This is a genomic window from Streptomyces griseoaurantiacus, from assembly GCF_036189845.1.
GTDB classification, from domain to species: Bacteria; Actinomycetota; Actinomycetes; order Streptomycetales; family Streptomycetaceae; genus Streptomyces; species Streptomyces griseoaurantiacus.
The window spans coordinates 2,919,804-2,946,388 of record NZ_CP108326.1; the positions used below are offsets into that span (position 1 = coordinate 2,919,804).

The 26,585-nt window shown below is 71.5% G+C and carries 20 protein-coding genes; 9 read left to right on the forward strand and 11 right to left on the reverse strand.

The window, feature by feature from the left end; genetic code table 11:
* Positions 1-166: 166 nt before the first annotated feature.
* From OHB09_RS12900 to OHB09_RS12930, 7 genes are all read right to left on the reverse strand, one after another.
* The gene (locus OHB09_RS12900; RefSeq protein ID WP_328922003.1) at positions 167-1,225 is read right to left on the reverse strand and encodes a methyltransferase; all 1,059 of its coding nucleotides are present in this window, start codon (positions 1,223-1,225) and stop codon (positions 167-169) included.
* A 13-nt stretch (positions 1,226-1,238) separates the two neighbouring features.
* Positions 1,239-2,162, reverse strand: a complete 924-nt coding sequence (locus OHB09_RS12905) for a TauD/TfdA dioxygenase family protein (protein WP_328922004.1) — start codon at positions 2,160-2,162, stop codon at positions 1,239-1,241.
* A 50-nt stretch (positions 2,163-2,212) separates the two neighbouring features.
* Entirely contained in the window at positions 2,213-3,490 is a 1,278-nt protein-coding gene (locus OHB09_RS12910; protein WP_328922005.1) for an ATP-grasp domain-containing protein, read from the reverse strand.
* Between the two features lie 115 nt (positions 3,491-3,605).
* A complete protein-coding gene (locus OHB09_RS12915) occupies positions 3,606-4,787 on the reverse strand; it encodes a GNAT family N-acetyltransferase (protein WP_328922006.1) in 1,182 nt (393 codons plus the stop codon).
* A complete protein-coding gene (locus tag OHB09_RS12920; protein WP_328922007.1) occupies positions 4,784-5,902 on the reverse strand; it encodes a hypothetical protein in 1,119 nt (372 codons plus the stop codon). The genes OHB09_RS12915 and OHB09_RS12920 overlap by 4 nt, the downstream gene beginning before the upstream one ends.
* Positions 5,903-7,285, reverse strand: coding sequence for a DUF6002 family protein (locus OHB09_RS12925; protein WP_328922008.1), 1,383 nt, complete (start codon positions 7,283-7,285; stop codon positions 5,903-5,905).
* Between the two features lie 129 nt (positions 7,286-7,414).
* Positions 7,415-8,326 (reverse strand): 2-oxoglutarate and iron-dependent oxygenase domain-containing protein, encoded by a 912-nt coding sequence (locus OHB09_RS12930; RefSeq protein ID WP_006143760.1) that lies wholly within the window; start codon positions 8,324-8,326, stop codon positions 7,415-7,417.
* A gap of 632 nt (positions 8,327-8,958) precedes the next feature.
* Here OHB09_RS12930 and OHB09_RS12935 point away from each other — a divergent pair.
* The 6 genes from OHB09_RS12935 (at position 8,959) to OHB09_RS12960 (ending at position 15,790) form a co-directional block, all read left to right on the forward strand.
* Positions 8,959-10,119: a glycine amidinotransferase gene (locus OHB09_RS12935; protein WP_040896982.1), complete on the forward strand. Its 1,161-nt coding sequence runs from the start codon at positions 8,959-8,961 to the stop codon at positions 10,117-10,119.
* A complete protein-coding gene (dpgA, locus tag OHB09_RS12940; protein ID WP_328922009.1) occupies positions 10,116-11,204 on the forward strand; it encodes a 3,5-dihydroxyphenylacetyl-CoA synthase DpgA in 1,089 nt (362 codons plus the stop codon). Before OHB09_RS12935 ends, dpgA begins: the two co-directional genes overlap by 4 nt.
* A 23-nt stretch (positions 11,205-11,227) precedes the next feature.
* Complete coding sequence (dpgB, locus tag OHB09_RS12945; protein WP_006143764.1) at positions 11,228-11,941, forward strand: enoyl-CoA-hydratase DpgB; 714 nt, start codon at positions 11,228-11,230, stop codon at positions 11,939-11,941.
* Complete coding sequence (gene dpgC, locus OHB09_RS12950) at positions 11,938-13,278, forward strand: (3,5-dihydroxyphenyl)acetyl-CoA 1,2-dioxygenase DpgC (protein ID WP_328922010.1); 1,341 nt, start codon at positions 11,938-11,940, stop codon at positions 13,276-13,278. Before dpgB ends, dpgC begins: the two co-directional genes overlap by 4 nt.
* A gap of 80 nt (positions 13,279-13,358) precedes the next feature.
* On the forward strand, positions 13,359-14,594 hold the full coding sequence (locus OHB09_RS12955) for an aminotransferase-like domain-containing protein (RefSeq protein ID WP_407077360.1): 1,236 nt from the start codon (positions 13,359-13,361) through the stop codon (positions 14,592-14,594).
* Positions 14,591-15,790, forward strand: a complete 1,200-nt coding sequence (locus OHB09_RS12960) for a cytochrome P450 (protein ID WP_093598670.1) — start codon at positions 14,591-14,593, stop codon at positions 15,788-15,790. Before OHB09_RS12955 ends, OHB09_RS12960 begins: the two co-directional genes overlap by 4 nt.
* Positions 15,791-15,827: 37 nt before the next feature.
* On the opposite strand, the gene OHB09_RS12965 is transcribed toward OHB09_RS12960, so the two are convergent.
* From OHB09_RS12965 to OHB09_RS12975, 3 genes are all read right to left on the reverse strand, one after another.
* Complete coding sequence (locus OHB09_RS12965) at positions 15,828-17,138, reverse strand: preATP grasp domain-containing protein (protein ID WP_328729217.1); 1,311 nt, start codon at positions 17,136-17,138, stop codon at positions 15,828-15,830.
* A gap of 115 nt (positions 17,139-17,253) precedes the next feature.
* Entirely contained in the window at positions 17,254-18,549 is a 1,296-nt protein-coding gene (locus tag OHB09_RS12970; protein WP_328922012.1) for an MFS transporter, read from the reverse strand.
* The gene (locus OHB09_RS12975; protein WP_328922013.1) at positions 18,546-20,930 is read right to left on the reverse strand and encodes a lantibiotic dehydratase; all 2,385 of its coding nucleotides are present in this window, start codon (positions 20,928-20,930) and stop codon (positions 18,546-18,548) included. Before OHB09_RS12975 ends, OHB09_RS12970 begins: the two co-directional genes overlap by 4 nt.
* Positions 20,931-21,410: 480 nt before the next feature.
* On the opposite strand from OHB09_RS12975, the gene OHB09_RS12980 reads away from it, so the two are divergent.
* Complete coding sequence (locus OHB09_RS12980) at positions 21,411-21,830, forward strand: hypothetical protein (protein WP_107405915.1); 420 nt, start codon at positions 21,411-21,413, stop codon at positions 21,828-21,830.
* A gap of 475 nt (positions 21,831-22,305) precedes the next feature.
* On the opposite strand, the gene OHB09_RS12985 is transcribed toward OHB09_RS12980, so the two are convergent.
* Entirely contained in the window at positions 22,306-23,694 is a 1,389-nt protein-coding gene (locus tag OHB09_RS12985) for a cystathionine beta-synthase (protein WP_006143773.1), read from the reverse strand.
* Between the two features lie 182 nt (positions 23,695-23,876).
* On the opposite strand from OHB09_RS12985, the gene OHB09_RS12990 reads away from it, so the two are divergent.
* Together OHB09_RS12990 and OHB09_RS12995 are read left to right on the forward strand one after the other, a co-directional pair.
* Entirely contained in the window at positions 23,877-24,905 is a 1,029-nt protein-coding gene (locus OHB09_RS12990) for an SGNH/GDSL hydrolase family protein (protein WP_191855010.1), read from the forward strand.
* A gap of 367 nt (positions 24,906-25,272) precedes the next feature.
* Entirely contained in the window at positions 25,273-26,493 is a 1,221-nt protein-coding gene (locus tag OHB09_RS12995; RefSeq protein WP_006143776.1) for an acetyl-CoA C-acetyltransferase, read from the forward strand.
* The last annotated feature ends 92 nt before the right edge of the window (positions 26,494-26,585 follow it).

The following is a 26,585-nucleotide window of genomic DNA, read 5'->3' on the forward strand; positions in this document are numbered from 1 at the left end:
TCCCCTCGCCGTGGGCAGCCCTGCGCGGTCATGCCCTATTCAACGCTCTGGAATTCTGCATGAACGTATGCAAGGGCGGCAAGGCGGGACGGGCCGCGCGGTCGTGCCTCCGCCCCGGGCAGGCGGCGGACCTGCCCGGTCCCCTACGTGTTCCGGCTCGGCCGCGTCAGGGCTTCACCCCGATGTGCAGACCGTGTTCGTACGGCAAGCCCTTCAGGGTCCGGACCTGGCCGTAGCCGGCCTGCCGCAGCCACCTCTCGTAGTCGCACGCCGGGTAGGCCATGCCCTGGCCACTGGCCAGCGCGTTGAGGTAGAGCGAGAGGCGGGCGGAGTACCAGCCCTCCGTCTCGTCGTCCGAGACGTTGTACCCGTACACCAGGACCCGGCCTCCGGAGGGCAGGACGTCGTAGGCCTTCGCCAGCAGCGTCACGATCTGCTCGCCGGAGAAGATCTCCAGTACGTGGCTGAACAGGACGGTGTCGTGACCCTCCGGGAAGGAATCGGTGAACAGGTCCCCGGGATGCACCGTGACCCGGTCCCCGAGGTCCGGCGCGGTCGTCCGCCGGGCGAGACGCGACACGGTCGGGATGTCGAAAACGGTGGAGACGAGTGCGGGATGGCGTGCCACGAGCCGGGCACTGGTGGCGCCGTCACCGCCGCCCACGTCGAGCAGTCGACGCGTGGTCAGGAACTGTCCGCTGTTCACCAGGGCGTCGACGCTCCGCAAGGTGAAGGCCGTCATGGCGCGGTGGAACACGGCCTCCAGTTCCGGCCGGTGGGCCAGCCTCCGGTAGAGGGTCGCCTCGTGGCCCGGAAAAGCGGACAGCGCGGTGTTCGTACCGGCCTTGAGCGCCTCGGTGAGGCGGGCGAAGGCAGGGTAGTACACCTCCCGCCAGCCGATCAGGATGTCCCGCCAGCTGTCGGGGCCGTCGCCGGTGAGGAGTTCCTCGGCGACACCGGAGTTCTCGTACCTGCCGTCGCGCCGTACCAGCAGTCCGGTCGAGCACACGGCATGCAGCAGCACCCGCAGTGAGTGGGGCGGCAGGCCGGTGGTGCCGAGGAGCTCGTCGAAGGATGCCGGGCGCCCCGACAGGGCGGTGAACAGGTCCAGCTCCAGGGCCGTGGTCAGGGCGTTGAACAGGGCGGGGGCGTTCACCAGGAGATGGAAGCGCTCCAGCACGGGGTCGACCGGTTCCCCGCTCCCGTTCGTCACAGTGAGGTCCATTGCGGCGCGCTCCTCATCGGTCGGAGGACAGGGCGAGGGAGGGGGACGTCTCACGCGTCGCGCTCCGCACGGGTTGCAGGGCCGTGGAGCCCGCCATCGCCCGGTGGATCAGCCGCGGGGCGGCACCGTGGTCCAGCGCGTAGTTGTGCAGAAGCCGTACGTTGTCCCACACGGCGATGTCGCCCTCGCTCCAGCGCCATCGGACCGTGCGTTCGGGCACGAGGGTGTACTGCAGGAACAGTTCGAGAAGGCTGTGACTCTCCAGACCGGACAGTCCCTCGATCGCCCTGACGCAGTTGGGGTTCAGGACCAGGGACCTGCGTCCCCCGGCCTCCTCGTCGACGGCCACGAGCGGTTGGCTCACCACAGGCATCTCCAGCAGCTTCTCGCGCAGGTGCGGATCCGCGTCCGGGGCCAGCCAGTCGGCGTAGAGGAGTTGTACCTCGTGCGGGCAGCTCAGGCCGTCGGCCAGGGCGCGCAGGGGCGCGGACAACGCCGCGTAGGCGCCCGCCAGGTCGGCGAACAGCGTGTCTCCGCCCACGGGCGGCACCTGTGCCGCCTGGAGCAGGGAGTACGTCGGGACCTCACGGACGAAGGTGCAGTCCACGTGCCAGTTGGTGCCGTGCCGGTTGTGGGCGTCCCGGCAGCGGACGTCCTGCGGCCGTACCCCTCCCGTCTGGTTGGCGAGTACCTCGGGGTGGTCCGGCAGTCCCGGCTTGAGCGGGTGGGCGGGCAGCACGTCGCCGAAGACTCCGGCGAAGTCGACGAGGGCCGCCGGATCGGTCGGCTGACCACGCAGGAACAGCACGCCGTGCTCCCTGACCAGGTCGCGCAGCACGTCCGCGTCGGCCGGCCCCACTCGGCGGACATCGAGCTCCGACACCTGTGCGCCGATGCTTCCGGTGAGTCGGTCCACCTTCCACGGAGTGTTCCTCATCTGGATTCGCCACCTCCTGTGTGCGCCGTCACGGTTCTCCGCACGGATGCTCAGCCGCTCTCCGGGAGCACGACGTTCTCCATCGCCCCGCCCTGGGCCACCCCGATCACCCCGCTGCGGCCGTCCGGGTAGTAGCGCGCGTAGATGCCGCCCGCCCGGCCCCCGAAGAGGAGCGGACTGAGCACGGGGGCGACCGGGGCGCGGTACGGCTCCGTGCCCGGGTCCGCGGCCATCTCCAACGCGTAGCGGGTCGGTTCCACGTACTGCTGCACGATGGCGTCGCGGGCGTCCAGCGCCCGGGCGACCTCCGCCTCCCACCGGTCCGGGGCGCACGAACGGCCGATGACCACACCGCGGCCCATCATGCCCACCGCCGGCTTGAGCACGAACGACTCCCGCCGCGCGAGCAGCAACCGGCGCAGGTCCTCCGGCTCTCCCTGCCAGTCGGCCTTGCCGTCCTGGGCGAGTCGTGTCCACGGCAGGTACCTGTGGACGAGTCGCCGGTCGCCCTCGGACATCCAGCTCCGGCCCTCCGACAGCCAGGCCAGCAGGCGTTTGTTGGCCACCAGGTAGCTGCTCTCCGGCGGGTAGAGGACGCAGCCCGCGGCGATCAGGGCATGCACCGTGTCGAGGGACTCGCCGCGCGAGACCCAGTCGGCGGGCGCGAAGTACCGCAGCGCCAGGGCGAATCGCAGACGGCCCGGACGGCCGATCGCCCCGGGGAGGTCGCCGGGCTCGACCACCTCCGCACGGAAGCCACGCTCGCGCAGGTGGGCGGCCTCGCCGTCGAAGTAACGTGTGGTCTCGCCCCTGCGGTCCACCCGATTGCCCACCAGCGCCACTGTCCTGGGCAGTCCCAGCTCGGCGCAGACCTCCTCGAGCAGATCGGCCCGTGCGGCGAACGGGTCGTCCACGGTGAAGGGCGGCGTGGAGACCGATCCGCCGTACAGACGGGTCCACGCCTGCCCAAAACCGTGCGCCTCGGTGGGACCGCCGAAGGCCCCACTGACGTTGAACTCCAGGAACCGGGGACCATCGGGCCCGATCACCACGTCGGGGCGCGCCATGGTGGCGCAGTGCCGGAGCTCGAACTCGTCGTCGTCGACGAAGAACGGGAAGGAGTGCGCGGTGGGCCTGACCTCCAGGGCGTCCAGCCTGCCCTGTCGAGTGGGTGCTGCCTCCAGCAGGGCCCGGCGCAGCAGACCCAGCAGGTCGTGCGAGGCCGCGAACAGCTCGTCGTAGGACCGGCGGGAGACCGCGAACGGCTCCAGGGGCATCGGCTGGACGTGCACCCATGTCCCGCAGTCACGCAGCTCGTGGCGAAGCACCTGGATGATCTCGTCTGCGTGACTCCGGCGGGTCGCCGGGAACGGACGGGCCGCGAACCACGGATGGGCTCCCAATTCCTCTTGCACCGACCTTTCGTGGCGTGAAGGGGTACGGCTACTGCTGTGCGAACCGGGTCGCGGGAGGTGTGACGCCCCCGGGCAGAAGGGGTGAGGGCCCGTCGGGGTGGAGGAACGTGTCGAGGTCGAGGTGCACGGCACTCGCCAGGCCCGCGGTCCGCCACGGCAGGTCCGTGCGGGCCGGCCGCCTGCCGTCGTGGAAGTAGACCGGCCTCAACCGGTTCCGTGCGTCCAGTGCGATCACCGGGTTCTCGACGAGGAAGCGGCGTACCGGCTCACTGTCACGGACGACCGTGAGGCGCAGACGTTTGTGGTGGAAGTGGTTGCCGGGCAGCACGACCTCGGGGTGGAACTTGCGTTTGAACTGGAAGGTCCCCTTGCTGAGGAATGGTTCGCAGCCGCCGAGGTCGACTCGTGACATGCCGTGCCGCGCGGCCCATCGCAGGACGTGGAGGAACATGGCGGTGTAGGTGCCTCCCCGGTAGCGGGCGGGGTCGCCGTCCGCCACACCGACCAGGCGCAGCACCAGTGTCCTGTCGGCCGGCTCGATCCGGCACAGGGCGCCCACGATCCGCTCGCCCGACTGACGCAGGAAGAGCAGCACCCCCTTGCGGAAGATCTCGGCGTGGGCCACCGCGCGGTCCTCCGAGCGGGCGCCGTCCCCGTGCCGAGTCCGCATCGTCGGCAGGTGCATCCGGTCGTAGAAGTACGCGAAGTCCGCCTCCGCGGTCGCCTCTTGGAGGCTCCAGCGGCCGTCGCGCTGCTGCCGGGCGAATTGCTGACGGTCCTTGCGGGAGACGTGCTGCAGAAAGTCCGTCCCCTCCCGCAGCGTCACCACGAGCGACACCCGGAAGGGCAGGGTGAGGGAGCGGGACCGCGGAAGGTGACGGGTGCGTCGGGTGTCGTAACCGGCGACCACCAGATCGGCGTCGGTCCCTGCCGCCTCCGCGGAGAGGCGGTTCCAGGGACGGCTGGACGACGTCCGTGTCACGTCCGGAGGCGATCCACGCCGCTGCTCGAGGAACGGGAGGGTCAGGTGGACGCCTTCGCGCAGACCCGCGTAGACGAGACCGGGCGTGCCGTCGCCTCCGTGCGACTCCACCCACACCGCACGGCGCGAGGCCACGGCGTCGACGTACCGGTGGGCGCCGCGGATCAGGGCACCCTCTCCGTTGCGCCACAGATAACCACCGGTGGTCCGGAGCCGCTCCGCCCTCATGAGTGCCCCCCGTGGCCCGCGCCGCGCCCGCGGCCGGCCGTCACCGGTTCGCCGGCGGGCAGCGCGCGCAGCCGGGTGCGCAGCGCGTCCAGCCGGGTGCGGGCGGTGTCCAGTTCCCGGACGGGGAAACCGTCCACCAACGCGTGGGCACCCGCCCGGCGCAGTGACTCCCGGACCCGCTCGGTGAAGCGCACGGCACCGTCGACGACATCGACGCCGTCCCGCGCTCCCACCTTCCGGTTCCACGAGGTCGCGGCCGCTCGGTCCAGGTCCGCGGGCAGGGCGAGTTCCAGCTTCCCGTCCCGCACCCGTGCCGGGTAGCCGCCCGGCAGGCCTCTCGGGCCCGGCACGCTGGTGTCCAGGTCGACGCCGTGCAGCAGGGCCGTGACCAGGCGGGCAGCGGTCTGCCCGGTCACCAGGTTCAGCCGCTCGCGCGGAGTCGCGCGCATCGGGGCCAGGTGCCGGGCCGGATCCGGCACCCGTGCCCCGTCCAGCCAGACACGTGCCTCCTCCTCGGCGCCACGGGGACGAGCGAGATGGACGTGGTGCGCCAGCACCCGCAGCCGCCCGGTGTCGCGCACGTCCAGGGCGTGCGCGAGGGAGGCTGCCACGAGCCCCGCGTTGCCGACCCCGCACAGCACCGGCAGGCCCAACGCGTGCAGCACCGGGTTGACGGCGTCGGGGAAGCAGGCATTGACCAGGCGGGCGCCGGACCCGGTGGCGGCCACCGCGCCCGCGGCGCGCACGGCGAGGTCCGCCTGAAAGGGGAGGGTGAGGCCGAAGCCCGCCGCCGTCACCAGATCCGTCCACGCGCTGGGCGTACGCTCGCGCTCCCAGGGAGAGTGCGCGGAAGCACACACCAGCACCAGGTCCGGTCGCTCCTCGGTGACCAGTTGCCGCAGCTCCCGGGGCCGCAGGCCGGTCCGCGCGGCAGCGAAGGCGGCGGTGCCCCCCGCGCTGTGCGCCCGCACACAGGCGACATGGGCCAGCTCGGCGGCGGCCCGTCCCCCGCGACCCGCGACGGTGACGTGGAGATCCCCGGTGCGCACATGCGCCAGGGCACAGCACACCGCGGTGGCCAGGGAACCCGTACCCAGCAGGAGAAGACGCGGCATTCAGGCGACTCCGACGGCAGCGGCCACGTCGGCCTCGTCATGCACCCACTGGTAGTCGCCCTCCCGCAGGGGCTCGTACTCTCCGTGGGCGTACGTACCCGAGGCATGGACCACGATCGTCCGGTCGGGGCCGATGAGTCCGCGCCGGACGCCCTCCCGGACTCCCGTCATCGCCATCAGCAGCGACCACTCCGCGAGCCGTCGCGGATCGTCGGGGAGCGGGATCCCCGCCTCGGACAGGTCACGGGCAATGGCCTCGTAGTGCTCCAGGCACTCGCGCCGGGACACCACGATGCCGCCGCCGCCGAACTTGCCGATGATCTCGTTCATGCGCTCGGAGGTACCGGGCCGGTGCGTGTAGAAGGTGGGGTCGAGTATCTCGTTGGGGGTGTCCGTCACGTAGGGGAAGCAGGGTTCCCGGTCCTGGCGGTACAGCTCCGCCCGCTCGTCCCATTCGTAGGCGGGCGCGTTGCGGCGGTCGAAACTGCCGAACCGCTGGCTGAGCACCATGTCGGGGATGTGCAGGTGCTGCACGAGGAAGGACTCCGGGCGCGGCCCGCCGGCCGCCTCGCCGGTGGCCTCCAGGATCTCCCGGCCCGTGTGGTAGCCGAGCAGACCGAAGGCGCTGGAGACGGCATGCGCGTGCACGCGCACCTCGCCGGGGGGTATCGGGTCGACGTCGTGCTCGAAAAGGGCCCGGGTGGTGTCGGCCACCATGTAGTTGGCCAGGTCCAGCGAGAACCACAGCCGGCCGCCGGTGCGCCGTGCCCACTCCGCCGCGTGCGCGTGCACGAACGCACGGGTCAGCGGCTTGACGTCCTCGGCCTGCTGGCCCGTGTGGACGAGGACGGGATTCAGCGCGCGCAGTTCGGGGTCGGTGGCCAGCCTGCTGCGCCGCAGCTTGTCCCGGCACACCGCCGGGCAGACCGTCACCACCCGCAGTTGGTGCGGCTCGGCGAGCCCGAGGTCCAGGGCACGCAGCACGGCGTCGCGCAGTGCGGTGCCCTTGTTGGCGGAGGTGGGGGTGACCAGGACGACCGGGACTCCGGTGCGGCGTACGTGCGCGACGGCCCGGGCCACGATCAGCAGCGAGGCCAGGGTCTTCGTGGTTCTCGTGCCGGGGTTGCCGGTGAGGTCCAGCAGCCGCGTACGCCGCCCGTCCAGGTCCGGGAGCGGACGCCAGGAAAGGGCCGCGGGGGCCAGGAACTCCCGCATCCGCGCGTCCAGCGGGGGGAAGTCGAAGTCCGGCCGGAACGCCTCCGGGTCCGGACGTCCCGCGCGTTCCTGAGCACATGCGCTCACGATGTCGGGAAGCCGGTGGTAGTGGTCGAGAACCGGATTTCGCGATATCGCCCCGGTGCCGGGACCGGTCGCTATTGTCATGCCCCAGACACCCTTCCGTCGTGCGGTTCGAGAGCGCTCATTGCGGCCCCGTACTCTCTCTCGTCGAGACGCCCCCGGCGCGGTCCGCGGGCAGAAGTCGCGATCTGCGCGCGTGCCGGAGAGCCCGCGTCACCTGCCGAGAATCGACCTCAGCACCGCCACGTAGTCGGAACCGGTGTCGAGCGGCGCGTATTTGGCGGGTTCGTCCGGGCCCGTGAGCGCCTCCAGCGGAGCGATGACGACGCCGTAGTCGGGCCGGTGCTTGTACTGGACGGACATCCGGTCGCGGCGTACGGCACTCACCCGGTGCGGCGCCGCCCTGTGCCGACCGTTCGACCAGCGCTGCACGTAGTCGGCCAGGAAGACGAACAGCGCGGAGTCCACGCTCGGCACCTCCAGCCACGTCCCGTCGGTGTCCCGTACGTCCAGGCCCGGTTCGTCCTGGTCGAGGATGGTCAGCAGGGACAGGTCGACGTGGGGGGACATCGCGTAGTCGACCTTCGAGCCGACACGGGACAGGTGGCTCGCCCCGTAGTAGTTCAGGCCGAGGCGGTGCAGGGGGGCGCCCAGATGCGCGCTGAAGAAGTCCTCCTCCAGCCCGAGGTCCAGCGCGCACGCGGCGAGCAGTCCGTCACCCAGCCGTGTGAGGTGGCCGAAGAGTTCCAGGGACTTCGGGAAATGCTCGTGATAGAAGTCCACCGATTCCGGCAGTGCCAGGTCGGGCGTGGTGTTCCCGATCCGGTACTGCTCACAGGCCTCCGTCCCGGCATGCGTCCGGCTTTTCTCCCTGCCGAGCCCGCGATAACCCAGGAACTGGGACTTCTCCGTGGCGTCGTACTTGCTCTTCTCCTCCGGCGGCAGCCGATAGAAGCGCTGCATCTCCGCGTAGACCTCTTTGAGGAGTTCGGCGGGAACACCGTGATTGTGGACGAAGAAGTAACCCTCCTTCCGGCAGATTCCGCCGATCCTCTCGGCAACGGACTGCCGGTCCTTCGAAGTCCATTCGCCCGCCGGCCCCGGCAGTTGTACGTGCGGTATCACTGCGGTCCTCCCGAGTCGTACCGATCGAGGGTGTTGAGTCGCGCACGCCGAGCGTCCGGCCCGGGAACCGGGTGTCCGCAACGGCCGCCATGGCACCACGGACCCCTTGCGAGCCCGCGTCTCCGTACAAGGAACCGATACCGACCACGGCGCACCGACCTGGTGCGCGCACCTCGTGGCCACGGAGCAGTCGACTGTCGAACGCGTCCGCCACGAACCGTCCGCCAGACGGACGGAGGGCAGTCATTTCTCACAGCGCCCGGTCATCCTGCGAGGCTCCGGGGACACCGCACAACCCCTGGGGGACGGGTTTCGGACAGCCTCGGAAGAGACCCGGGCGCGGGGTAATACGAGTGCGACAGGACCAGTTGGCCCACTCATCTTTCGGTCGCCTCTTCCCGTGATGCGCGTGAGGCCCGTGAGCAGGAAGACCGCCGAAGCAACGAAATGAGATGGCCGAAACCGCCGGGGGCGGCTCCGCCGTGGTCTTCCCCTTGTCGGGCGCATGTCCAACACTGGCAGCGCTCAGCACGTGTGATGCCCAAAGGTGTGCGGCTGTCTCACGCGATTGTCCGGCGCTTTTCCCGGCCGGCGTCCCCGCGAGACTCGTGAGGAAATCGATGGAGCTTCCTATGACGACGCTCAACAGCTTCGACGAATGGTCGCCCCTCAGGGAGGTGGTGGTCGGTTCCGCCACCAACTACACGTCGCACCAGCGTGAACTCTCGTTCGACCTCTTCTTCCACGACAACATCGCGGGCGACAACTCCACCCGCTCCGAGTGGTACTACCCCCGGCTCACGGCCCGAGGCCGGTCCGCCTCGCCCCCCACGGGCACGGTCGCCATCAAGCAGCGGTACGTCGAGGAACTGGCGGAGGACCTGAACGGCATCGAGGAAGCCCTCACCGCCCTCGGTGTGACCGTGCTCCGCCCGATGGACGTGGACGCGAGCACCGCCGAGGTCCGCACCCCCGCCTGGAGCGCTTCGGTCGTTCCCCCGCTGAACGTCCGGGACAACACTCTCATCGCCGGCGACGAGATCATCGAGACGCCGCCCATGATCCGTTCCCGCTACTTCGAGACGCAGTTCCTCAAGCCGGTCTTCCAGCGCTACTTCGAGCGGGGCGCACGGTGGACGGTCATGCCGCGCCCCCTGATGACCGACTCCTCCTTCGACCTGTCGTACGCACGTGTCAGCACGGTCGGCGGCCCGACGGAACCCATCGCCGATCCCCAGCCCTCGTGCTACGACGTCGGCACCGAGATGATGATCGACGCCGCGCAGATCCTCAGGCTCGGCCGGGACATGGTGGTCAACGTGTCCACCGCCCACCACTCCCTCGGCTGCGACTGGCTGGAGCGGCACCTGGCGGGACGTTTCCGCATCCACCGGGTGCACCGGCTCAGCGACAGCCACATCGACAGCATGGTCCTCGCGCTGCGTCCCGGCACGCTGCTCGTCCGCTCGCCCGCCGTACGCGACAAACTGCCCGAGGCACTGCGCTCGTGGGACCTGATCACTCCGCCGGCCCCGGAGGGTGATCACTTCCCGTCGTACGACGACAGCGACCTCGTCCTGGCGAGCCCCTTCATCGACCTGAACGTCCTGTCCGTCTCCCCGGACACCGTGCTGGTCAACGACGCCTGCCCGGAACTGATGCGCACCCTGGAGAAACACGCCTTCACCGTGGTACCCGTACGGCACCGGCACCGCCGTCTCTTCGGCGGCGGCTTCCACTGCTTCACCCTCGACACGGTGCGCGAAGGCGGGGCCGAGGACTACCTCTCGTGACGGCGGAGCACCCGGAGCAGGAGGACACGCCCACGTCCGCGCGACTCGTCGGCGTCGGAACCGCTGTGCCCCCCGTCTCGTACAGCCAGCCGGAGCTGCTGGAGCTGTTCGGGGTCTCCGATCCGGTCATCCGCTCCGTCTTCCTCAACAGCGCCATCGAACGGCGTGGCCTGACCCTTCCGACGCCCTTGCCCGGAGGTCCCGGCGATGCCGAGACGCAGGGCGAACTGCTGGCCAAGCACACGAGGGAGGGGCTGCGGATGGGCCGGGAGGCGGTACTCGCCTGCCTGGCCGACGCCGGCCGCGAGGTGACGGACGTGCGCCATCTGTGCTGCGTCACCTCCACCGGCTTCCTGACACCGGGGTTCTCCGCCCTGCTGCTCAAGGACATGGGCGTGAGCACCACGTGTTCCCGCCTCGACGTCGTCGGCATGGGCTGCAACGCCGGACTCAACGCGCTGTCCGCCGTGGCGGCATGGTCCCGGTGTCATCCCGGTGAGCTGGCGGTCATGGTGTGCATCGAGGTGTGCTCGGCCGCCTACGTCTTCGACGGCACCCTGCGCACCTCCGTCGTCAACAGCCTCTTCGGCGACGGCGCCGCCGCGGTCGCGGTGATCTCCGGCGCCCCGGATCCGGTGTCTTCCGGACCGCGGCTGCTGCGCTTCGCCAGCCGGACCATCCCCGAGGCGGTGGACGCCATGCGCTACGACTGGGACGACGACCGGCACAGATTCAGCTTCGGCCTCGACCCCCAGGTGCCCTATGTGGTCGGAGCCCACGCGGAGGAGAGCCTCGGACGGCTCCTGGACGGCACCGGTGTGACCCGGTCGGAGGTGTCCCACTGGGTGGTGCACGCCGGGGGGAAGAAGGTCGTGGACTCCGTACGCGTCAATCTCGGCCTCAGCCGCCACGACGTCCGGCACACCATCGGGGTGCTGCGCGACCACGGCAACCTGTCCAGCGGCTCCTTCCTCTTCTCCTACCAACGGCTCGCGCGCGAAGGAGGGGTGACGGAAGGGGACGTCGGAGTCCTCATGACCATGGGCCCGGGATCGACCGTCGAGATGGCCCTCGCACGATGGTGACACGTCGTAAGGAGGCTGCAGCGGTGCGACCGGGCAGCGATCAGGAACACACCTCGGACGAGCTGGGGCTCCACGTCGGCATCGACGCCACACTGCCCCTGCCGGAACTCACGGCACGGCTGAACGCGGCGTGCGACCAGGTGGAGGAACCCGGACGGCACACCGTGTTGCGGCTGCTGCTGCACCCGGTACCGGCTCATCGCCGGCCCTGGCCGGCCCGGGTCGACGTGCGGGACGTCAACCGCTGGGAGCGCGCCGTCCGCCGCCTGGAGAAGCTGCCGGCCATGATCGTGAGCACCGCCGAGGGCATCTGCGGGGGCCCGGCGCTGGACCTTCTGCTCGCCAGCGACTTCCGCATCGGCGATCCCGGTCTGCTGCTGATGCTGCCGGTGAACGACGGGCACTTCTGGCCCGGCATGGCGGTGTACCGGCTCGCCCAGCAACTCGGTACCGCCCGGGCCCGGCAGATCGTGCTGTGGGGAGACGATCTGGACGCCCGCCGGGCCCACGAGGTGGGCCTCATCGATCAGCTCAGCGAGGACCTGACCGAGGCCGCTCACACCGCCGTCGTGCTGATGGGGCGCATCTCGGACCGGGAGCTGGCCGTACGCCGCCAACTCCTCCTCGAGGCGCCGGCCACGGAGTTCCAGGACGCGCTGGGCGCCCATCTGGCCGCCTGCGACCGCGAACTGCGCCGGCTCGCGGAGAGCGGGCACGACGGGCGGGAGCGGTCATGACCTTCGTCCCCGCCGTCTCGCCGACCGGCTCCGTACCCGCCCTGCCGGCGCCCACCGGTCGGTTCGACGCGGACCACACCGCCCTGCGCCTGTACATCGCGCACACCGACCGGCTCCTGGGCCTGCTGCCGCCCCGTCCGGCCCGCGACCGCGCACAGGCCGAGCGGGCGGCGGCGCTCCACGAGGCGCGCCGTACCGGCCGCCACGACTTCCTGGCGCGGCACGCACCCCAGGCCTACGAGGTGCTCACCGACGGCCGCACCGTCCGACGCCGGCTGCCGGACCTGGTGCGGCAGGCCCAGACCCGGCTCCCGGGCCTGGTGCCGACCGCCGCACAGCTCGCCGACGACCACAGCCGCATCCAGGCGCACAAGGAGGGGCACGAGGTCGATCTCGGCGTCTTCTTCGGCGCCCTGCTGCGCTCCTCACCGGCCGGCAACCATCTGATCGACACCATGCTGCATCCGGCACCGGGCTCCAGGGACCGTCTCGGCGACTTCCGCCGCCACGACGTGGTGGAACTGGACACGGTCACGGTGCGCCGACACGGCCCCGCCGCGCACGTCACCTTCCGCAACGGCCACTGTCTCAACGCCGAGGACAACAGGCTCATCGCCGACATGGAGACCGCTGTGGACCTGGCCCTGCTCGACGAGCGGGTCCGGGTGGGGGTGCTGCGGGGCGGCCCCGTGGACCACCCGCGCTACTCCGGGCGCCGTGTCTTCAGCGCCGGAATCAATCTGAAGGACCTGCGCAACGGTGCGATCTCCTACACGGACTTCCTGCTCGGCCGGGAACTCGGATACGTCAACAAACTGGCACACGGGCTGCTGACCCCGGACACCGGATGGTCCGCACCGGCTGCCGTGCACAAGCCGTGGGTCGCGGCCGTCGACTCCTTCGCCATCGGCGGCGGCATGCAGTTGCTGCTCGTCGTGGACCGGGTACTGGCGGCGGAAGGCGCCTTCTTCAGCCTGCCCGCGGCGGACGAGGGCATCGTGCCCGGTCTCGGCAACCTCCGTCTCACCAGGCTCACCGGCGCCCGCCTCGCACGGCAGGTGCTGCTGTCCGGGCGCCGTCTGAGGGCGGGCGAGGCGGGCGCCGAGCTGGTGTGCGACGAGGTGGTGCCCGCCGACCGTCTGTCGGACGCCGTCGACCGGGCCGTGGCCGAACTGGCCGCCCCCGCGGTGGTGGCCAACCGCGCCATGCTCACCCTGGCCGAGGAGCCCCGGGAGACGCTCCGTTCCTATCTCGCCGAGTTCGCCGTGGTGCAGGCGGAGCGCATCTACAGCCCGGACGTGCTGGACCGGATCGAACGCCGCTGGGCCCGACCGTGAACGGACGGGCCCCGCACGCGCCGCCCGCGCTCGAGGTGTCACGGCTCCACTCCTGCCTCGCCGACCCGGTGCTGCGTTCCGTGGAGTTCCTCAACGAGGTGATGCGCCGCTACCCGGACGCGATCTCCTTCGCGCCCGGCGCCCCTCACCCGGACACCTATGCCGACCTGGACGTCGAGCGGTGTCTGAGCCGCTTCCTCGACCACGCGGTCACGGAGTGGGGGCATTCCCCGTCGACCGCGCGCCGCCTGCTCTACGAGTACGGCCCCAGCCGGGGATTGATCAACGCCCTGGTCGCCGACCTGCTCCGGCGCGACCACGGAGTGGAGGCCGCGGAACAGTCGGTCGTCGTCACGGTGGGGGCGCAGGAGGCGATGCTCCTGGTGCTACGGGTCCTGATCCGGTCCACGGACGATCTGCTGGCCGTGGCGGACCCCTGCTACGTGGGCATCACGGGTGCGGCCCGGATGCTCGGCGTCGAGACCGTGCCCGTGCCCGAGGGGGACGGCGGCCTGCGGGTGGAGGCGCTGCGCGCGGCCTGCCACGCGGCCCGGCGCGAGGGCCGCCGGCTCCGGATCTGTTACGTGGCACCGGACTTCTCCAATCCCGGCGGCAACCGCATGGGCAGAAGGGACCGCGAGCGGCTGCTGGAGCTGGCCGAGGCGGAGGACTTCCTCGTCCTGGAGGACAACGTCTACGGTTTCACCGCCGCCCCGGGGGACGAACTGCCGTCGCTGAAGGCCCTGGACCGCAATCGCCGGGTCGTCCACCTCGGCACTTTCTCCAAGGTGTGCTTCCCCGGTGTCCGCGTCGGCTACGTCGTGGCCGACCAGGAGGTGGTCACCCCCGAGGGTGACCACGCACTGCTGGCCGATCACCTGGCCCGGCTCAAGACCATGGTGACCGTCAACACTCCCCCGCTGTCACAGGCCGTGGTCGCCGGAATGCTGCTGGAGCACGGCGGCTCCCTCGCCCGTCGCTGCCGTGCGCGTTCCGCGCTCTACCGCCGCAATCTCGCACTCCTGCTGGGCGGCCTGGACCGGTTGACGGAGCAGGGGCTTCCCCCCGGCATCCGCTGGAACCGGCCGGCGGGCGGCTTCTTCGTGCGCATGCGGTTGCCCGTACCTGCCGACGACGCGCTGCTCGCCCGCTCGGCCGACGCCTACGGGGTGCTGTGGACACCCATGGCCCACTTCCACCAGGGCCCGGGGGGCACCGACGTACTGCGGCTGTCGTGCAGTTACCTCACCCCTGAACAGATCACCACGGGCGTGCGACGACTCGGAGCCTTCCTGAAGGGGGAGATGGGCGCATGACCACGCACGATGCCGTTTCGCTGCCCACCCTGAGAGCCACCCCGTTCGACCCGCCACCCGCCCTGGCCGAACTGCGGGCGCGCTCCCCGCTCAGCAGGCTGCGCTATCCCGACGGCCACCTCGGCTGGTTGGTCACCGGTCACGACCTGGCGAGGAAGGTCCTGGCGGACCCGCGGTTCAGCGCGCGCTCCGAGTGGAAACGGAACCCCGTGGCACGCCGGAGCCTGGAACCGTTCTACGGGGCGAAGGCGCTTCCCGGCTGGCTCGTCGACATGGACCCGCCCCAGCACACCCGCATCCGTCGGAGGCTGGCGCGCGCGTTCACCGCGCACCGCATGAGAACGCTGCGGCCGCGGATCGAGCAGATCGTGTCCCGGCAGCTGACCGCCATGGCCGAGGCCGGGGACCCCCTCGACCTCGTGGCCGCCTTCGCGCTGCCCGTTCCGTCCCTGGTGATCTGCGAACTGCTGGGCGTGCCCTACTCCCGGCGCGCCGACTTCCAGCGCGACAGCGCCACCCTGTTCAGCCTCGACGCGACGGCGGAACAGGCCGCGCGTGCCATGGACGACCTGCAGACGTTCCTGACCGAACTGGCGGCGCACAAGTCACGCCGCCCCGGCGAGGACCTGCTCGGCACACTGGCCTCGGACGGCGAACTCTCCGTCGCGGAGATCGCCGGCGCGGGAGCGCTGCTGCTGTCGGCGGGCCACGAGACGACGGCGGGTTCGCTGGGCCTCGGGGTACTCGCACTGCTCAGCCACCCGGATCAGCTCGCCCGGCTGGTGGAGGACCCGGGCCTGGCGGACACGGCGGTCGAGGAACTGCTCCGCTACCTCACGATCTTCCAGTTCGGCGTGCCACGATCCGCGCTGGAGGACGTGCCGCTGGCGGGGGAGACCGTGCGGGCGGGCGAGTCCGTCACCGTCTCGCTGCCCGCGGCCAACCGGGACCCGCTGCGGTTCCCCGACCCCGACCGTCTCGATGTCGGCCGCAACGCGTCGGGCCATCTCGCCTTCGGACACGGGATGCACCAGTGCATCGGCCAGAACCTCGCCCGGACGGAGATGCGTATCGCCTTCCCGGCCCTCTTCGGCCGCTTTCCCCGGCTGCGCCTCGCGGTGCCGGCGCAGCGGCTCTCCTTCGGCGGGGACACCGGGTTCTACTGCGTGCACCGGCTCCCCGTCTCCTGGTCGTGAGCAGGGGACGGGGAGCCGGGTGCCCCGGTGACTCGCGTCAGCGGGCCGCGAAGAGTCCTGCCAGGCGCTCCTCCACCGTCCGGGCTTCCGACAGGCTCTCCGCGACGACGCAGTGCAGCAGCGTGTCGTCGCGCCGGTCGAAGGCGCTGCTGATGATGACGCCGGTACGGCTGCCGCGGTCGTAGACGAGCCCCGCCTCGGTCAGCCGCCGTACCGCCTCGTCGAACGAGGGGACCGACCAGCCCTTGGGCCAGAAGCCCTCGAACAGCACCCGGTCCTTCATGAAGTCACCGCCCACGATCTTCTCCCCGAAGACGCTGTAGACGTGGGTGGACCCCGTGATGCGTCCGTTGTACTCGGTGAAGAGCAGTTCGCCGTCCGGGGTGACGATCGCGTCCGCGCTGAGCCGGCCCCGGTATCCCATCGCCCGCAGCGGTTCGCACAGTCGGCGTCCCTGGTCCGTCAGGTCGTCCAGGACCTGGCCGGAGAACGCGGGAGGCGGGATGATCTGCTTCGTCGTCACCGGCTCGGACAGCATCTCACCGTGAGCCCCGAACTCGATGCCGTCGTCCGTGATCAGGAATTCGGCGAAGCAGGCCACGCTGCCGGGGTGGTAGCGCTCCACGACGAACTGGTGCCGTCCGCCGTCGGTGAGCCAGTCCCAGCGGTCTTCGACGTACCGGACGACGGCGGCCTCGTCGGCGGCCACGACGACGTTCTTCGCGCCCACCGGGGACACGCCCGGCACGGGGCTGACGATCTCGTTGCCGGCACCGCCGGACATGTAGTCCTTCTTCAACATGGCGATGTGCCCGGCCCCCACCAGTTCCAGGACCGCGTCGACGGTGCCGTCCCGGTCCGCGCACACCCGCCCGCAGGGCAGTCCGACACCCACGCCGGCCGCGATCGCCCGGAACGCCGTCTTGCTGTTCAGCAGCGCCCCGCCGCCCTGCTCGGCGAACTCCCGGCCGGCCAGCGCCTCGGGTACCCCCAGGGCCCGGGCCAGCCGGGCGATCGAGGCGCTGGGCCACAGGGGGACGATGCCGGTGACGGGCCGGCCGGCCAGCGCCGACCGTATCTGGCCGAGGAATTCCTCGTCCACCAGGCACGAACCCGAGAGGGTGTCGGGCCGCCCCTCCTCGGCGGGCGGCACCAGGACGCGCAGCGAGGAACGCCGCGTGCCGGTCATCCCGGTGACATAGCGGAGGAAGGACTCCTCGGGCCGCGCCGGCAGGATGACGAGGTCGCCGTCCTCCGCGAACCACGTCACGCGCTGGTTCCACCAACCCGACGCCGGGCGGGTGCGCAGCACTTCGTCGAAGTCGTTGCCGACGAGTATCTTCACCATGCCGCTCGCCCTGTCATGCCGGGGCGCGGGGCGTACGTGCGTGCATCCATCATGGACGAGAACCTCCATTGACTGGTCCGGCTCGTTCACGGTTGGTGCGGCAGGCGGCCGGCGGTCATGTCTGATCGCCGACCGGCACACTCTCCTCGCCACTGTGCCGACCGGGCGTCGTTGCCTCGGCCGGCGGTCCGAAACGGCGCAGGGCGGGAAAACAGAGTGCGACGAGTGCGATGGCCACGACGCACGACAGACCGCCGGTGAGCGCGCTGACCGACGGTGTGGCGGCGGAGGCCACGACACCGCCGCGGAAGTTGCCCAGGTGCGGGCCGCCCGCGCCGACGACGAAGTCGATCGACGTGGTGCGTCCGCGGAATTCGTCGGGGATGCTCGACTGCACGATGGCCCCCCGCAGCACCACCGCCGTCGCGTCGGCCGCCCCCGCCACCGCCAGTACGGCCAGAGCGACCCACAGACGGCCCGTCAGCCCGAGACACGTCAGCGCCGCGCCCCACAGAGCCCCGGCGACCAGCAGCCAGACGCCCTTGCGGACACTGCGGCCCACCGGGCCCGACAGGGACATGGCAAGCACGCCACCGACTGCCGGAGCGGCGTTCAGCAGGCCCAGCGTGCTCGGGGAACCGCCGAAACGCAGGCTGTTGAGGGCCGGAAGGATCGCGAACGGCATGGCCAGCACCGTGGCGCTCAGGTCGGAGAGCATGGCGCCGGCCACGATGCGGTTGCGGCCGACATACGTGAGCCCGTCCCAGATCGACCTGATGCCGGGCTTGCTCCGTACGCCCTCCACCCGCATCGGGGGGAGGCGGAAGGCGGCGTAGAGGGCCACCAGGAAGGTCAGTGAGTCGATGAGGTAGCAGAGCTTCACGCCGCCCGCCGCCGCGAGCACACCGCCCAGACTCGGCCCCACCATGACGCTGACGTGGAAGGCCAGCATCTGCAGGGTCAGCCCGGCGGGCAGGAGTTCCTTCGACAGCAGCCGGGGGACGAACGTGCGGCGAGCCGGGGAGTCCACGGCGAACAGCAGCGACTGCAGACCGGTCAGCACGTAGAGGGGCCACACCCGCTCGGTGCCCGCGAAGGCCTGCGCCGCGAAGAGGAGGGAGACCACGGCCATGCTGCTGCCGGTCACCAGCACCAGTTTGCGGCGGTCCAGCGCATCCGCCAGCGAACCGCCGATCAGCCCGACGACGAGGGTCGGTATCAACGTGGCGAGACCGACCACGCCCACCGCCGCCGAGGAACCGGTGGTCTGGTAGACCTGCAGGACCACCGCGAAGGTCGTCATCCTGCTGCCCACCGAGGACAGGGCACCGCCGATCCACAGTCTGCGGAACGAGGCGTCGGCCCTCAGCGGTTCGACGTCGATCACCAGCCGGCGCACGGACGGCTTCACCGTTCCCCCCACCCGGTGTCACCCGCACGCGCGCGCGTCCCCGCGGCGCCCTCGCCGCCGAACACGGCGTAGCGCAGCTCCGAGGTGACCCTCCCCCGGGAGCCGGTGAGCCAGAGGCTGCCCGGCTCGGGCAGCATCTCCGAGAACACCACCCTCCCGTCGTCGGCCGCCCGGGCCATGTGGGAGACCTGGCGCACCAGGAGCGGGCTGTCGAGATCGCAGTACAACGGCTTCACTTCCTGTGGAAACTTCACGAACACATGCCGGGGCATACCGTGCGCCGCCCGCAGACGCTGCACCGCGCGGAACCCCTCGTACCAGTCCTTGCCCTTGTGGCACGAAGCCGCCGGCACCCCCCACATCGCCCGCTGGAGGACCACCCTGCCGTACACCAGGCGCGGCAGGGACCGCCGTCCGCCCAGGGGGACGGGCAGGCCGTCGACGCGTTGCGGGAACGAGAAGACGGCGAACGGATTGCGGGTCCGCACCCCCTGCCAGTACAGGGGCGGGGAGGTCAGCCGCAGGCCGCGGTCGCTGCCGGGGCGGTGCAGCCGAAGCCCCCGCGGGGTGTCGCCGACCATCAGCTCGTGCAGCCGTACCCGTCGGTGTGCGGGCAGGGGCGAGCGGTCGCCCGCCTCGATGTCCAGGCAGGGCAGGTCGACACGCGCGTAGTGCTTGCTGCGGTGCCGGTGTGTCACGTCGGCGAGGTCCTCGTCGGGCGCGAGGAGAGAGCGGTACGCCTCCGCGACGCACTCCCCCAGCCTGCCGTCCCCGCCCATCGCCGCGTCCGCCCAGGGCGCGAACAGGCTGTGCGACAGCCCTTCCTCGGCCGCGTGCAGGTCACCCACCACCGCCAGAAACTCCCCGCGCGCCAACGCCTCCGGCCCTTCCGCCGCGAGCATCAGATCGGGGTTGCACACGGCGGGCACGGAACTGTCGGACAATGCGCGGGCCGCGGCAATTTGTTCATCGGTGCAGCGATGGACCGAGCAGCCGCAATCGACCGGCACCAGGATTTCCCGCAGCTTCCCCGTCATTTCAGCGATGCTCGAATCGATCGCGTCATAACCGGCGGACAACTCCGGATCGTCCCGCAGACAGGCGGCGACAAATTCCGCGACGGTGACGCTCGCCCCCGCACCGAACACACGGCGGAACCACTCCCGCATCATTCCCCGCACCGCCTGCAACCGGGCGCGCGGCAACACCAGGAAGAGGTCGTAGACGAATGCGAGTTCGCGCTCGACCAGTTCACCCACCGGTCGTCCCAGGACCATGGCGCCGTACTCGCTGTCGCAGTCCTCGTTGAAGACGGTACGGTCTCCGTAGGTCACCCCCGCCGCACGGTACGGTGCCGCTCCCGTCGCCGCGGTGAACGCCGTCTCGACCGCGGCCGCGGCCGCCGCCCGGCCCTCCTCGTCGGTGGCCACGGCCAGAGCGGCGAGCGAGGACTCCACCGCCTCCACATGGCGCTCCGCCTCCCTGTCCCCCACCGCGGCGGCACGCTCCCGCAGCAGGGGAAGCGAGTCGTGCACCCCGTAGGGCAGCTCGGGCCCGGTGACGACCGCCCCGAGGCTCTCGAGCGCGCGCAGCACACCCACGGCATCGGCCTCGCTCAACGGCGTGCCGTACGCGGACTCGTGCTCCCGGCAGATGTCCGCCACGGACCGGGTGCCGTCGCAGGACCTCAGCACCCGCGCCTCGACCTCGGACAAGCGGTGCCGGGCCACGGCGGTGACCGCGTCGGCGAAACGTGCGTGACGCGCGCCGAAGTCGTACCGCACCACGTGGAGTTCGGTGCCGGAGAGGTGGCAGCCCGCCGCCGTGCGCGGCCGCCACCACCGGTGCGCGGCGGTGTCGCCACCGGAGACGAACGCGGCCTGCAAGCGCTCGGCCGCCCAGTGCGACAGACGCACGTGCCTCCGGGGCCGGGCGGAGCCGATGGTGAGCCCCACCCGGTCGGAGCGCAGCAGGGCGGTCGTGATCGGCCCGACGTGGCTGGTCGTCTCGTTCTTCGCGCAGTAGCGCTGGAGCATGCGCGTGAGCGTGTCGGTGCGTTGCCGGTCCGTGGTGTTCCAGCGTTCCGTCGTCGAGGCACGACGGTCCACCCAGGGCGCGAGGATCCGCCACAGGCCCGGATTGGCGAATTGCACCGCGTCCCTCAGTCCCGGTTCCGCGCGGAACCGGCGTATGACCGCGCCCGAGCCCAGCGCCACCTCGTCCTCGTACGCGGCGCGGACGACGGTGTCGTCCCCCGAGTCCCGCAGAGCGGCCGTGGTCAGCCCGCGGGACAGTTCACCGAGCCAGGAGGCCGGAAAACCGGCCGTGCGTACGACAACGACCGGAAGGGACCGCCACGGCGGTGACATGGAATCGGTCACGCAATCCTCCACACCTGGCGCGATGATTCGCCATGCGACTGGCGGCTGGGAGATCTCCGCCGTTTTCGTGACCGGCGGATCGGACACCGAGAATGCTGCCCCTTGGCACGGGGAGAGCGGGGGGAGCGTACTGAGTGGCGGGACCAATTGACCTTGCCGCCGGAAAGATCGAGTGTCAACGGGACGTCAGCCGTGGGGGACGGGCGGGGAATGATTCAGGTCATCAGCCTTCGCGGCGGGGCCGGAGCCCGCGGGGACTCCACCTGCATAATTCACTTCTCCGCAGGAGGGTTCCGGCCAGAAGATCGGTCTCAATCACACCTGGTTCCCGCCGGCCTTCCTCGTCGCGCGTATTTCCCCCGGGATTACCGGCACCGTTCGGTAATTGCGGCGCCGGCGTCGGCCCTGCGGTCCCCCACCCCCCGCACTGGGGGGTTCTCCCCAGTGCCACGGCGGTCCGCGCTCCCTACCGTTGTCCCCATGAGCGGTATGGACGCGGGCGAGACGGAACTGAAGAAGGAACTCGACGCCACCCTGCGCGCGCGCAGGGAGCTGGGCGAGGAGTACGACTCCGCGCTGGTCGAATCGTTCCTGGAGAAGGTCGACCAGCGCATCGACAGCACGGTCGACCGCCGGGTGCGGCGCCATCTGGGCGAGCAGCAGCTCGTGGTGGCGCGCGGATCGCAGCGGCCGCGCCCCACGGACTCCTGGGGGGAGCGGTTCGGCTTCGGGGTGGTCTCGCTGGTGCTGGCGATCCCGCTGTCGGCGATCGGCGGCGGTGTCGGCCACCTGCCGGGGCTGATCACGACCTGGCTGGGCATCGTGGGCGTCAACGTGGCGCAGGTGCTGCGCACCCAGCCGGGCCTCTTCGGCCGTCGCGGGTCCTCGCGGGACGACTAGCGCGACGGGCACGACCAGGACGACCGGCACGACCAGGCGACCGGCACGACCGGCACGACCGGCACGACCAGGCGACCGGGCGACCGAGGCGGCCCCCGGGCACCCGGTGGCGGCCCGGGCCGGGGACGGCCGACCCCGGCCCCGGCGCCGGACGACCCGGCGGGGAAGCTTGCGCGGGGACCGCCAACACCCCCGGGTGCACCGGGGGGCGGGACGACGGCGGTCCCCGCGAGGGACGACGGGCCGGTCAGAACGGGCTCCGCGCGTCCGTGGCGTCGTGGAGGTCCGGGAGCCGCTCCGGAAGCTCGGGACGCCGTACGGTGCCGGCCCGGGCGGGGAGCCGCTCCCGCCCCTTGCCGACATCCACCACTGTGCCGCTCGCGTGTTAACCGGGTGCTGCGCGGACGTGTCGCCCTCGTACCACTTCCGCGACTTGTGTGAAGGGAGCGGCGCCCGTCCCCGTCCGCGAGACCGCCTACTTGCCCGACGTGGCCAGGAAGGCCAGCAGGTCCTGCCTGCTGACGACGCCGGTGGGCTTGCCCTCGACCAGCACGATCGCCGCGTCCGCCGAGCCGAGCACGGTCATCAGGTCGGCCACCGGCTCACCGGAGCCGACCTGCGGCAGCGGCGCGGACATGTGCTTCTCCAGCGGGTCCTCCAGCGAGGCACGCTTGGTGAACAGCGCGTCGAGCAGTTCGCGCTCGACCACCGATCCGACGACCTCGGCGGCCATGACGTCGGGGTGCCCCGCGCCCGGCTTCACGATCGGCATCTGCGAGACGCCGTACTCGCGCAGCACGTCGATGGCCTCGCCCACGGTCTCGTCCGGGTGCATGTGGACGAGGGAGGGGATGTGGTCGCCCTCCTTGTAGTTCAGCACGTCGCCGACGCGGGCGCTGGGGCCGGAGTCGTCGAGGAAGCCGTAGTCCGCCATCCACTCGTCGTTGAAGATCTTGCTGAGGTAGCCGCGGCCGCCGTCGGGCAGCAGCACGACCACCACGTCCTCGGGGCCGAGCCGCTCGGCGACCTTCAGGGCCGCCGCGACCGCCATGCCGCAGGAGCCGCCGACCAGCAGACCCTCCTCCTTGGCGAGCCGGCGGGTCATCTGGAAGGAGTCCTTGTCGGAGACGGCGACGATCTCGTCGGCGATGCCGCGGTCGTACGCCTCCGGCCAGAAGTCCTCACCGACGCCCTCGACGAGGTAGGGCCGCCCGGAGCCGCCGGAGTAGACCGAGCCCTCGGGGTCGGCGCCGATCACCTTGACCCCGCCCTCGCTGGCCTCCTTGAGGTAGCGGCCGGTGCCGGAGATGGTGCCGCCGGTGCCGACGCCGGCCACGAAGTGGGTGATCCGGCCCTCCGTCTGCTCCCACAGCTCGGGGCCGGTCGAGTGATAGTGCGAGAGCGGGTTGTGGGGGTTGGAGTACTGGTCCGGCTTCCAGGCGCCCGGGGTCTCACGCACCAGCCGGTCGGAGACGTTGTAGTACGAGTCCGGGTGCTCGGGGTCGACGGCGGTCGGGCAGACCACGACCTCGGCGCCGTACGCGCGCAGCACGTTGATCTTGTCGGTGCTCACCTTGTCGGGGCACACGAAGATGCACTTGTACCCCTTCTGCTGCGCCACGATGGCGAGCCCGACGCCGGTGTTGCCGCTGGTCGGCTCGACGATCGTGCCGCCGGGCCGCAGCTCGCCGCTCTTCTCGGCCGCCTCGATCATGCGCAGCGCGATGCGGTCCTTCACGGATCCGCCCGGGTTGAAGTACTCGACCTTGGCGAGCACGGTCGCCTCGATGCCGGCGGTGACGCTGTTGAGCCTCACCAGGGGGGTGTTGCCGACGAGGCTGATCATCGAGTCGTGGAATCGCACCGTTGTCTCCGGTCGCAGCGATGGGGAAATGGTCGTGGTGGTCCCGCCAGCGTAAGCGCTCCGCTGGTCAGACGGTTGCCCGCGCCCGTCACCGGCCGGACGGCCGCCCTCCGTGGAGATTGGCCGACCCGCTGTACGGGGCAAGCAGTGGGTGTACGGCTATGAGGAGGTGGCGGCGGAGCATGACGAGCATGTCGAGGGCGAGGGTGGCCCGGCGGATCGCGGCCGGCGCGGCGTACGGCGGTGGCGGCGTCGGGCTGGTCGGCGCGGCCGCGGTGGGGCTGGTGGTGGCGGAGATGCAGCTCGCCAAGCGTCATGTCGGCAACGGGCAGAGCCCGCGTCCGCCGAGCGCGGACGGGCTCTACGGGCGGGGCTACGGGGCACCGGGCGAGCCCGCGCTGCGACTGACCATGCTCGGCGACTCCACCGCGGCGGGGCAGGGTGTGCACCGGGCGGGGCAGACCCCGGGCTCGCTGCTCGCCGCGGGGCTCGCGGCGGTGGCGGAGCGCCCGGTGGAGCTGCGCAACGTGGCCCTGACGGGGGCCCGCTCGGACGACCTGGAGCGGCAGGTGGGGCTCGCGCTGGACGATCCGGGGCGGGTTCCCGACGTGTGCGTGATCATGATCGGCGCCAACGACGTCACCCACCGGATGCCCCCGACCCGCTCGGTGCGGTACCTGGCGGCGGCGGTGCGGAGGCTGCGGACGGCGGGCGCCGAGGTCGTCGTCGGCACCTGTCCCGACCTCGGGACGATCGAGCCGGTGCAGCAGCCGCTGCGGTGGCTGGCGCGGCGGACCTCGCGGCAGCTCGCGGCGGCGCAGACGATCGGGGCGGTGGAGCAGGGCGGCCGCACGGTGTCGCTGGGCGATCTGCTGGGCCCCGAGTTCGAGGCGAACCCGCGGGAGCTGTTCGGCCCGGACAACTACCACCCCTCGGTGGAGGGTTACGCGACGGCGGCGATGGCGGTGCTGCCGACGGTGTGCGCGGCGCTGGGCCTGTGGCCGGAGGAGGAGCGCCCGGACGCGTCCCGCCGGGAGGGTTTCCTGCCGGTGGCGCGGGCGGCGGCGGAGGCGGCCGCGGAGGGCGGCACGGAGGTCGCGGCGGCGATGCCGACGGGGCCGCGGGGCCCGTGGGCCCTGCTCAAGCGCCGGCGCCGGCGGCGGGTCACCGAGCCGGAGGCGGGCCCGGCCCCGGCGGAGGCACCCCACTAGCCCGGCGGAGGCACCCCACCAGAGGGTGTTGTCCTCGATTGCCGACTCCCCCACGCCCGGCTTCGCCCGCGGGGGGGGACCCACCGCCCTGGCGCCCTCCGCCGCCTTGCGGCCGCACACACCGGACCCGGCTCGGGCCGGCCGATCCGGGGCGGCCGATGACGCACCGCGCCCCCAGCCGGCCTGATTCGAAGGAACGAAAGGAACGAGGAGAGGAGCCAAGCAAGCGCTTGGAAAGTGCGGTCGGAGTCACACCGCGCCGACCGTGACCTGAGCGCTACGGACGGGTAGCTTCCCAGTCAGCCCCTGCCCGCCCGCCGCCGCCTCACCGAGGCGCCACGCGCCGCCCCCTCCGACTGGAGCCGTGATGCCCGAAGCCGTCATCGTCTCGACCGCCCGCTCCCCCATCGGCCGCGCCTTCAAGGGCTCCCTCAAGGACCTCCGTCCCGACGACCTCACCGCCACGATCATCCAGACCGCCCTCGCCAAGGTCCCGGGGCTCGACCCCAAGGACATCGACGACCTGATGCTCGGCTGCGGACTTCCCGGCGGCGAGCAGGGCAACAACCTCGCCCGGATCGTGGCCGTGCAGATGGGCATGGACCACCTGCCCGGCTGCACCGTGACCCGTTACTGCTCGTCCTCCCTGCAGACCTCCCGCATGGCGCTGCACGCCATCAAGGCCGGCGAGGGCGACGTGTTCATCTCGGCCGGCGTCGAGATGGTCTCCCGCTTCACCAAGGGCAATTCCGACAGCCTCCCGGACACGCACAACCCGCTGTTCGCCGAGGCCGAGGCCCGCACCGCCGCGACCGCCGAGAAGGAGGGCGCCGACTGGCACGACCCGCGCGAGGACGGCGTGCTCCCCGACCCGTACATCGCGATGGGCCAGACCGCCGAGAACCTCGCCCGCCTCAAGGGCGTCACCCGCGCGGAGATGGACGAGTTCGGCGTCCGCTCGCAGAACCTCGCCGAGCAGGCCATCGCCAACGGCTTCTGGGAGCGGGAGATCACCCCGGTGACGCTCCCGGACGGCACGGTCGTCGGCAAGGACGACGGTCCCCGCCCCGGCGTCACGATGGAGGGCGTCTCCGGCCTCAAGCCGGTCTTCCGCCCCGACGGCCTGGTCACCGCGGGCAACTGCTGTCCGCTCAACGACGGCGCCGCCGCGGTCGTCATCATGAGCGACACCAAGGCCCGCGAGCTGGGCCTGACCCCGCTGGCCCGGATCGTGTCGACCGGCGTCTCCGGCCTCTCCCCCGAGATCATGGGCTACGGCCCCGTGGAGGCCAGCAACCAGGCGCTCAAGCGGGCGGGCCTGGGCATCGACGACATCGACCTGGTCGAGATCAACGAGGCCTTCGCCGCCCAGGTGATCCCCTCCTACCGCGACCTCGGCATCGACCTGGACAAGCTGAACGTCAACGGCGGCGCCATCGCCGTCGGCCACCCCTTCGGCATGACGGGCGCCCGCATCACCGGCACGCTGATCAACTCGCTCCAGTTCCACGACAAGCAGTTCGGCCTGGAGACGATGTGCGTCGGCGGCGGCCAGGGCATGGCCATGGTCATCGAACGCCTGAGCTGAGCACCCGGCGCCGCGCGGGCCGCGTCGCCGAGGTCGCGCTCCCGCGGCCTTCGCGACCCCCGCGCACGCCGGGACGCGCCCGCGCACGTACG